Raw genomic sequence first — 9104 nt, 5'->3', positions numbered from 1 at the left:
CAGCGGCGGACCGGCCCGCTTGCTGTCGTCCGGGCGGCGGAGTCCAGCGCGCGCCTACTCCTCGCCCATCCTGAGCGCGGCGATGAAGGCCGACTGGGGGATCTCCACCGCGCCGATCTGGCGCATCCGCTTCTTGCCCTCCTTCTGCTTCTCGAGGAGCTTGCGCTTGCGCGTGATATCGCCGCCATAGCACTTGGCGAGCACGTCCTTGCGGATCGCGCGGATGTTCTCGCGGGCGATGATCCGCGCTCCGATGGCGGCCTGGATGGGCACCTCAAACTGCTGGCGCGGGATGAGCTTTCGCAGGCGCTCGGTCATCATCGTGCCGTACCCGTATGCCTTCTCCCGGTGGACGATGGAGCTGAAGGCATCCACCTTCTCGCCCTGCAGCAGGATGTCGACCTTCACGAGGTCGGCGGTCTGGGACCCGGCGGGCTCATAATCGAGGCTCGCGTAGCCCTGCGTCTTGGACTTGAGCTGGTCGAAGAAGTCGAAGACGATCTCACCGAGCGGCATGTTGTAGCGCAGCTCGACGCGGTCTTCGCTCAGGTAGTCCATGCCCAGCAGCGATCCACGGCGAGACTGGCACAGCTCCATGACGGTGCCCACATAGTCCTTGGGCAACAGGATGCCGACCTTCACCACCGGCTCCGACACCTCCGCGACACGGCCGTCGGGGTATTCGCTGGGGTTGGTGACCGTCACGGTTTCGCCGGTGTCGGTCGTGACCGTGTAGGTCACCGACGGCGCCGTGGTGATCAGGTCGAGATCGAACTCGCGGGACAGGCGCTCGGTGATGATCTCGAGGTGCAGGAGCCCGAGGAACCCGCAGCGGAAGCCGAAGCCCAGCGCAACCGAGGTCTCGGGTTCGTACTGCAGTGAGGCATCCGAGAGCTTGAGCTTGTCGAGCGCTTCGCGCAGATCGGCGTAATCGCTGCCGTCGATCGGGTAGATGCCCGAGAAGACCATGGGCTTGGGGTCGGTGTAGCCCGGAAGGGCATCGGATGCCGGCTTGCGCTGGTTCGTGATCGTGTCGCCGACCTTCGACTGGCGCACGTCCTTCACGCCGGTGATCAGATACCCCACTTCGCCGACGCCGAGGCCCTTGGTCGGGGTCGGTTCGGGACTGGAGACTCCGATCTCCAGAAGATCGTGCGTTGCCCGGGTCGACATCATCTGGATGCGCTCGCGCGGTTCGAGCTTGCCGTCCACCATCCGCACGTAGGTCACGACGCCGCGGTAGGCGTCGTAGACGGAGTCGAAAATCATTGCGCGGGCCGGCGCGTCAGCGTCACCGGTGGGGGCTGGGATCTCAGCGACGATTCTGTCGAGAAGCTCCTCCACGCCCTGCCCGGTCTTGCCACTGACTCGCAGCACATCGGCCGGATCGCCGCCGATGAGGCTCGCGAGTTCAGCCGCGTACTTCTCGGGGTCCGCGGCGGGTAGATCGATCTTGTTGAGCACCGGGATGATGTGCAGGTCGTTCTCGAGCGCCAGGTAGAGATTCGCAAGCGTCTGCGCTTCGATCCCCTGCGCGGCATCCACGAGCAGGACCGCGCCTTCGCACGCCGCGAGCGAGCGCGACACCTCGTAGGTGAAGTCCACGTGACCAGGAGTGTCGATCATGTTGAGGGCGAAGGTGCCGGCATCCGTCTGCCAGGGCATCCGCACCGCCTGGCTCTTGATGGTGATTCCGCGCTCGCGCTCGATGTCCATGCGGTCGAGGTACTGCGCACGCATGTCGCGATCAGAGACGACGCCCGTGATCTGCAGCATGCGGTCGGCCAGGGTGGACTTGCCGTGGTCGATGTGCGCGATGATGCAGAAGTTGCGGATCTGCGCGGGCGGCGTAGCTGCCGGCTGCAGCGGCGTAGAGGCACGGGGGGACATATCCGCACGATTCTACCGGCGTGCGCACTGTCGCATCCCCCTTGCCTCACGGCGACGGCGGGCTACTCTACCGACATGGCGGTCGCGGTGGTTCTCGTTCACGGCATCCGCACCTCCCGCACGATGTGGCGGGCGCAAGAGCAGTACCTGACCGAACGCGGTAACCCCGTGACAGCCGTCGACCTCCCCGGGCACGGGTCGCGGATGAACGAGACGTTCTTGCTCGACGGTGCGTTCGCAACGATCGACGCTGCTGTCCGTCGCGCGGCTGACGAGCACGGGACGGTGCTGCTGGTGGCCCACTCCATGGGAGGTCTGCTCTCGATCGAGTACGCGGGCCAGGAGAATCCCCCTCCGATCGCGGGCTTCATTGCTGCATCCTGCACGGCCATTCCGCGCGGTGCCGCACTGCAGACCTATCGACTTCTCGCCCGCGGGTTCGACTCGCTCCCGAACCGCGGAGCGTGGCTCAGTGAACGGGTGCTGGATGCCACGCTGCCACCAGAGACACGGGCGGACTTCGGCGCTGGGGGCTATGCGCTCGACGCGCAAGACACGGCACTTCGCAGTTTGTCGGTGCTGGACCTGCTGTCGGCCCTCGGCCGGATCGAGGTCCCACTGTGGTTCGTGAACGGCCAGTTTGACCAGCTGCGGGTCAACGAGCGGCTGTTCACGCGGGTCGCACCGGATGCCGAACTGATCGTTGTTCCGCGGACGAGCCACTTGGTCACGGCCATGCGACCGCGAGTGTTCAACGCGGTCCTGAACCTCGCGCTCACGACCATCGAACAGACCTGGTAGACTCGCTGATTGGCTTGTGTGTGGGTTTTACCCTCACGATCGCTGGTGGACGCCCCTCTCTCGTCGCCGGCAGTCCATCCATCACTCGAACGAAAGAACGTCTCCACGTGGCGAACATCAAGTCGCAGATCAAGCGCAACAAGACCAACGAGAAGGCTCACGAGCGCAACAAGGCCGTCAAGAGCGCGCTGAAGACCGAGGTGCGTCGCACCCGCGAGGCCGTCGCCGCTGGCGACAAGGCCGCCGCCGAGAAGGCTCTGGCCACCGCGACCAAGAAGCTCGACAAGGCAGTCAGCAAGGGCGTCATCCACGCCAACCAGGCTGCGAACCGCAAGTCGGCGATCGCCAAGCAGGTCGCGGCTCTCTGAGCCTCACGCTTCATGCAAAGCCCGCCCTTCGGGGCGGGCTTTGTCGTTCTTCGACCGTCAGCTTCCGAACTCGCTGCGCGTTGCCACAACCGTCACGAGTCGCTCAAGAGCGAAGATCGGGTCTCGTGAAGCACCCTTGACCTCGGCATCCGCTCGTGCCGCCGCCTGAATGGCGCGACCCAAGGACTCCTCGTTCCAGCCGGCGAGATCCCGACGAGCCCGGTCCACCTGCCAGTCCTTCACGCCGATCCGAGCAGCAATCGCGGCGGAGGACTCGCGCAGGCCGGCAACGCGCGCCATGGTGCGCAGTTTGGATGCGATCGCCGCAACGAGGGGCACGGGGTCGGCGCCGCTCGCCAACGCGTGTCGCAGGGTGATCAGCGCCTCGCCATACCGTCCCGCGATCGCAGTGTCGGCCACCGCGAAGGCCGTGGTCTCGACCCGCCCTCCGTAATACCGCCGAACGATGTCTTCCGTGACATCGCCATCGACATCCGCGATGAGCTGCTGACACGCCGCGGCGAGCTCGGTGAGATCGTCGGAGAACGCCGAGACGAGGGCACGGAGGGCGGCAGGCGCGATGCGCTTGTTCGCAGAAGAGAACTCGGCGGCGGCGAAGTCGTACCGGTCGCTATCCCGTTTGACCGCCGGGCACGCGATCTCGACGGCGTCCGCCGCGCCGCTGCGAATCGCATCGAGCAGCTTCTTTCCTCGCACACTCGCGCCGGTGTGCCGAAGCACGACGGTTGCGCCTTCCTGGGGCGCCTCGAGGTAGGCAAGGGCTTCGGTGAGGAACGAGTCGGATGCCTTCTCGACCCCGAACACGCGCACGAGGCGCGGCTCACCGAAGAGGGAGGGCGAGGTGACGGTCAGCAGCGTTCCCGCGACATAGTCGTCGGCGCGCAGGTCGGTCACCTCCACTGCCGGATCCTCGGCGCGCACGTAGTCACGCAGGCCCGCGATCGCGCGTTCAGCACAGACGTCTTCGGGACCTGACACCAGCACGATGGGCGCGGGACGCGGATCCCGCCACGGCACCTGCCGGATCGCCGACTTCGAAGAACTCGAGCAACGGGGTGCGGCCATGCCGAAAGCCTATCCGCCGCCCACGACAGACGCCGCGCGCTCGCGCCACAGCGCGAGGGTCTCGCCCTCCCCGACGACCGCGACGATCCCATCCTGGTCGGTGCGCCCAACGGCACTGCCCTGCAGCATGGCCAATGTCGTTGCGGTGGGGTGCCCGTAGGTGTTGTCGGCTCCCACACCGATGAGCGCGATGCGCGGCGCGATCTGCTCGTACAGACCCGGGTCCTGGTCAGCACTGCCATGGTGCGACACCTTGACGACCTCGACGGCCCCACGCATGCTCGCGCGCAGCATCCGTTGCGGATCCGCGGAGAGATCGCCGAGGAACAGTGACCGCGGCACGCCACCGCCTTCGACGCTCACCGTCACCGACGAGTCGTTGCCCGGGGCAAACAGCGCTGTGGCGCGAGGCCAGAGCACACTCCATCGCGCGCCTCCGAGCGTGCCCGTCATGCCTTCCTGCGCCGAGACCACTTCCGCTCCAGCTTGCGCGAGATCTGCCAAGAGCCGTTCGTCGGCACTTCCGTCCGCCGAACCGTGCAGTACGGTGCCGACGCGACCTATCACCGCCTCGGTGCCGCCCACGTGGTCTTTGTCGAAGTGCGTCAGCACGAGCAGGTCGAGGCGCGTGATGCCGACCCGGTCGAGGCATGCGCTGATCAGCGTGGGATCGTGGCCCGTATCGATGAGCGCCGTCGCACCCTCGCTACGCACGAGCAGCGCGTCTCCCTGGCCCACATCGCACATGAGAATCGACCAGTCGCCGGGGATGCCCCATCTCTGCGTGATCGTGGTGACCACCGTGGTGCAGGTGAAGATCGTGACGACAGCTGCGAGCAGGAGCGCCGAACCGCGGCGGATGCGGGCGGACCGTCGATTCTGCCCGGGTATGCCGAGCGCGAGTGTGACGAGTACGCCCACCAGAGCGAGTGAGAGCGCACCGACAAGCCCATCCGCCCAGGGAATCCTCGCGAAGGGCAACCCGCTCGCGACATCCGCGATGCCGGCGATCCACGCCGCCGGAAGCCACGCGAGTGCTGCCAGACCGCTCTGGAGCACGGGAAACGGCGCGGCAAGGCACGCGGCAAGACCCAGCACCGTCGCTGCGGGGGCCGCGGGCGCTGCGAGCAGGTTCGCCGGCACTCCCCACAGCGGTACCGACGGATCGATGAGCACCAATAGCGGTCCGCACGCCAGCTGCGCGGCGAGCGGGACGGAGAGGGCAAGCGCCAGCGGTGCGGGCATCACACGTGTCAGGCCCGAGGCGAGCGGACGGGCGAGCGTGAGAAGCGCCGCCGTGGCGGCCACGGAGAGCGCGAACCCGAGGGAGCCCGCCAACCAGGGGTCGAAGAGCAGGAGCAGGACGACTGCTGCGCTCAGCAGGGCGACACCGGCGCCAGCGCGACCCAGAAGAACGGCGATCATGGCAATTCCGGCCATCATCGCGGCACGAACGACACTCGGCTCCGGCGTGACCAGAATGACGAACCCGACGAGCGCACCGAGACCGGAAATCACACGCACGCGGCGGCCCGCTCCCAGCCCAGCCGCAACGACAAACGCGATCCCCACGACGAGCGCACAGTTGGCTCCCGACACCGCGGTGAGGTGGGACAGCGAGGATGCCTTCATGTCGGCATCCGTCTGAGAACTGACCGCGGACGTGTCGCCCACCGCGAGCCCCGGTACAAGTTCTCCCCCGCCGCCGGGAAGCCCCGCCGCGGCATGTACGAGCGACTGCCGGAGGTCGGCGGCGATGCGCAGGATGCCGGTGGGCGGTTCGACGATCTCTGTCTGGTGCGCCAGGATCTGAACGACTGCCCGGTCGCCCGGATAGGCTGGCCTGCTCGTGCCACTCACCCGTACACGTGCGCCCACATCCAGCCCGCTGCTGACCTGCTCGCCCGACACACGAACTGCCGCGTCAGTCCACCCGTTGAGAGCACCTCCATCGGTTCCGAGGAGTCGAATCGAGGCATCGAACGCGCGTTGGCCGCCAGCGCGTGGCTCGACTTTCCCGGTAACGATCGCCTCGACCTCGACCACACGCGAGCCGCTCCCGAAGGCTTCGAGCGCGGCATCCCGCCCAGGCTGGGCCAACGCAACATGGATGCCGACCCCAGCTGCCGCCGCCAGCGCCACAACGACAACAGACAAGACGCCTGCCGTCGCAAGGGAGCGCCGATACACGCCGCCAGCCTCCGACGCCGCGGTCGACGCAGGCCGTCGCGAGATCGCAGCAAGCACAACTCCCCCACCGACACCAGCCACCGCCAGGCCCACGACCGCCATCGGCGCGAGCGCAGGTGCGTTGACCAGCACGAAAGCCGTCGCCCATGCCACAACCGCGGCCGGCACGAGCCGCGCGGCACGCCAGCGCCGCCCTCCGCTCAGCACACGACGCCCCGCTCACACCGTGACGAGATCACGAATGGACTCGAGCATCTTGGGTCCGATCCCCGACACCGACAGCAGGTCATCGACGCTCGCGAACCGTCCGTTTGCCTCCCGCCACTCGATGATCCGTCCGGCAATAGCGGGTCCAACGCCGGGCAGCGTGTCGAGCGCGCCCTCATCCGCAGTGTTCAGATTCACCCGACCGTCGGCCGCGACGCCCGCGGGTCCCGCCGGCTGTGCCTCCCCCACCCTCGGCACGATCAGCTGTTCCCCGTCGGACACGGGTCGGGCGAGATTGACTCCAGCAGCCTCAGCGTCGTCGGCGAATCCTCCTGCTGCAGCCACGGCATCGACGACCCTCGCCTCGGGATGCAACACGTACAGCCCCGGCGCGTTCACCGCTCCCGAGACGTGAACGTAGAGCGAGGCGGACGCCGTCGCCACCGTGACAGGTGCCGGGGTCATCGACTGCGAGGATGCCGCACCGCGAACAACCCCGACGATCACCGCGATCGCAAGGCCGCCGAGGGCGAGAATGACGACCGCACCGACGCCCCAGCGACGTCGATCCTCGCGCGCAAGCCCACCCACACCGCGACGCTAGAGGCAGGGCGCAACCGGGGATCGACGCGTCGACCTCGGCGGTGCAGAAGCGCTCGCGAACCTGCCGTGGGGAGGAAGGCGTCAGTTCGTGCTGAAGCTGACGACCTTGGGAGCGCGAACGATGGCCCGGGTGATGTCGCGCCCGGCCAGCGAACGAACGACCCGCTCGTCTGCGCGAGCCAGAGCCTCCAGGTCGGCACCGTCGATCTTGGCCGAGACCTCGAGCGTTGCACGCACCTTGCCGTCGATCTGCACAACTGCCGTGACCGTGTCCTCGACGAGCAGGGTCGGATCAGCCTGACGCCACCCGACCAGTCCGACGAACGGCTCATAGCCGAGCGCTTCCCACATCTCCTCTGCCGTGTGCGGGGCGAACAGGTCCAGAATCATCGCCACGGCTTCGGCCGCTTCCCGGACGGCGGGGTCCGCGGGTCCCGCACCGGTGTCGATGGTCTTCCGGATCGCGTTGACCAGTTCCATCAGGCGAGCGACGACGACGTTGAACTTCGTCTGCTCGATCAGGCCCGGGGCTTCGGCCCAGAGGCGGTGGGTGATGCGGCGCAGCGCAACATCACCCTCAGCCCACACGACATCCGGTTCGCTCGTGACGTCTTGCGCGACGCGCCACGCTCGCGAGAGGAACTTCTGCGCACCCGTCGTGGAAACGTCAGCCCAGTCCTTGTCGTCCTCGACGGGGCCCGCAAAGGCGAGAGCCACGCGCAGCGCGTCGGCACCGTGGGTTGCGAGCTCCTCGTGGAAGAGAACGAGATTGCCCTTGCTCTTCGACATCTTCGTGCCGCCGAGAATGACCATGCCCTGGTTGATGAGGCTCGAGAAGGGTTCGGTGAAGTCGACAAGTCCCATGTCGAAGAGGACCTTGGTGATGAACCGCGCGTAGAGCAGGTGCAAGATGGCGTGCTCGACGCCCCCGATGTAAAAGTCCACCGGCGCCCAGCGCAGAGCCTCAGCCGGGTCGAAGGCAACCGAGCCGTTGCCCGGAGACAGGAATCGCAGGAAGTACCACGAGCTGTCGACGAAGGTGTCCATCGTGTCGGGGTCGCGGAGAGCCGCGGCACCGGTCTCGGGATCGGTGGTCGCCATCCACTCGGATGCCGCGCCCAGCGGCGACGTGCCCTTGGGTGCCAGGTCGAGGCCGTGAGCGTCGGGAAGCCGCACGGGCAGCTCATCCTCGGGCACCGGCACGATCCGACCGTCCTCGGTGTGCACCATCGGGATCGGCGTTCCCCAGAAGCGCTGGCGAGAAATGAGCCAGTCGCGCAGCCGATAGGACTTTGACGCGCGACCGGTTCCGGCAGCTTCCAGCTCCTCGGTGATCCGCGTGATGGCATTGCGCTTACTCAGCCCATCCAGCGACCCGGAGTTGATCAGACGCCCCTCACCGGTGAGCGCCACACCCGTCTTCGCGGGATCGATCGATTCGATGTCATCGGCATCCTCCGACAGCGGCCGGTCGTCAGCGATGACCGGAATCGCGCCGGTGGCAGGTGCCGTCGTGTCGACCACAACACGGATGGGGAGACCGAACTCGCGCGCGAAGTCGAGGTCACGCTGATCGTGTGCCGGAACCGCCATGACCGCGCCGTGGCCGTAGTCGGCCAACACGTAGTCGGCGGCCCAGATCGGCAGACGCTCACCGTTGATCGGGTTGATCGCGTAGCGGTCCAAGAACACGCCGGTCTTGGGGCGATCCGTGTTCTGACGCTCGATCTCGGTCTGCTTCTGCACGGTCTCGAGGTAGTCCTGGAACCGCATCCGTACCTCGGGCGTTGAGCCGGATGCCAGTTCCGCAGCCAGATCGCTGTCGGGAGCGACAACCATGAAGGTTGCGCCGTACAGCGTGTCGGGGCGGGTCGAGAAGACCGTGACCTTCTCGGCACGACCCTCGATCTCGAAGTCGATGTCTGCGCCCACCGAACGGCCGATCCAGTTGCGCTGCAT

7 protein-coding genes are annotated in these 9104 nt (G+C 67.1%); 2 read left to right on the top strand and 5 right to left on the bottom strand.

Features of this window, described 5'->3' with window-relative positions; genetic code table 11:
* Window positions 1-54 precede the first annotated feature (54 nt).
* Complete coding sequence (gene lepA, locus Q1V87_RS04625) at window positions 55-1890, bottom strand: translation elongation factor 4 (protein ID WP_300591044.1); 1836 nt, start codon at window positions 1888-1890, stop codon at window positions 55-57.
* A 75-nt stretch (window positions 1891-1965) separates the two neighbouring features.
* On the opposite strand from lepA, the gene Q1V87_RS04620 reads away from it, so the two are divergent.
* Window positions 1966-2691 (top strand): alpha/beta hydrolase, encoded by a 726-nt coding sequence (locus tag Q1V87_RS04620; RefSeq protein WP_300591043.1) that lies wholly within the window; start codon window positions 1966-1968, stop codon window positions 2689-2691.
* 107 nt (window positions 2692-2798) lie between these two features.
* Window positions 2799-3059 carry a 30S ribosomal protein S20 gene (gene rpsT, locus Q1V87_RS04615; protein ID WP_300591042.1) on the top strand — a complete coding sequence of 87 codons (261 nt, stop codon included), beginning with the start codon at window positions 2799-2801 and terminating at the stop codon, window positions 3057-3059.
* Between the two features lie 57 nt (window positions 3060-3116).
* Here the strand turns inward: rpsT and holA are convergent, their stop codons facing one another.
* The 4 genes from holA to Q1V87_RS04595 all read right to left on the bottom strand — a co-directional run.
* Complete coding sequence (holA, locus tag Q1V87_RS04610; RefSeq protein WP_300591041.1) at window positions 3117-4145, bottom strand: DNA polymerase III subunit delta; 1029 nt, start codon at window positions 4143-4145, stop codon at window positions 3117-3119.
* A gap of 9 nt (window positions 4146-4154) precedes the next feature.
* Window positions 4155-6503 (bottom strand): ComEC/Rec2 family competence protein, encoded by a 2349-nt coding sequence (locus Q1V87_RS04605; protein WP_300591040.1) that lies wholly within the window; start codon window positions 6501-6503, stop codon window positions 4155-4157.
* Window positions 6504-6554: 51 nt separating this feature from the next.
* Complete coding sequence (locus tag Q1V87_RS04600) at window positions 6555-7133, bottom strand: helix-hairpin-helix domain-containing protein (RefSeq protein ID WP_300591039.1); 579 nt, start codon at window positions 7131-7133, stop codon at window positions 6555-6557.
* Between the two features lie 93 nt (window positions 7134-7226).
* Window positions 7227-9104, bottom strand: a 1878-nt coding sequence (locus tag Q1V87_RS04595; protein ID WP_300591038.1) for a class I tRNA ligase family protein, incomplete at its 5' end; no start/stop codon positions are given.

It is taken from the genome of Microbacterium sp. (assembly GCF_030149085.1).
Classification (GTDB): domain Bacteria; phylum Actinomycetota; class Actinomycetes; order Actinomycetales; family Microbacteriaceae; genus Microbacterium.
Note: the sequence above shows the minus strand (reverse complement) of the source record. Positions and strands in the feature narration are given on the sequence as shown.